This is a genomic window from Hymenobacter frigidus (genome assembly GCF_014640435.1).
GTDB classification, from domain to species: domain Bacteria; phylum Bacteroidota; class Bacteroidia; order Cytophagales; family Hymenobacteraceae; genus Hymenobacter; species Hymenobacter frigidus.
In genome coordinates, this window is sequence record NZ_BMGY01000114.1 from 1 (window position 1) to 565 (window position 565).

The 565-nt window shown below is 47.4% G+C and carries 1 protein-coding gene; it reads right to left on the reverse strand.

Translation table 11 applies throughout. The annotated features are described in order from the left end of the window. Positions 1-311: 311 nt before the first annotated feature. The coding region (locus tag IEW17_RS21190; RefSeq protein WP_229749189.1) for a hypothetical protein at positions 312-565 on the reverse strand (254 nt) is incomplete at its 5' end.

Below are 565 nucleotides of genomic sequence, written 5' to 3' on the forward strand. Positions count from 1 at the left end.
TTAGGCCTGCCGCTAGCGTTCATCCTGAGCCAAGATCAAACTCTCCATTGTAAAATACTCTACACCCATGCGAACATGGGCTGATGTCAAGTGCTAATCCGACTCGTATTTGACGAGTTCAATTTGATGTTACGTTCGTAATTTCTGTGGCTTCCCTTTCGGTTGGCCACCCTTACTATTTGTCTTTTCCAAACATTCAAAGAACGTGTATCGCTTCCAGTTGAAGTGATAGTGCGGCTGCCGAAGCGGCCTGTTTTGCTTGCTTTTAATTCCCGTTCCTGCGATTGGGAGTGCAAAGGTAAGCAGAAGTTTTAACCTGGCAAGCGAAAGAGGAAGTTTATTTTTGCTTCGTTCGTTTCGCTGGCGGTGAAGAACACTCGGTTAGCGTTGTTCGGGGTGCAAAGGTAATACTTTATTTTGATTTCCAAGCCCCGGTGGCAACTTTTTATTGTGGGAGCCCGGTGGACTTGTTGGGCCGTGAATCCGGTTGATTCGTGGCGGGGTGCAAAGGTAAGGGGCTTTTTGAAAGAACCAAGACCAGCAGCAACTTTCTTTTTTGCCGGCC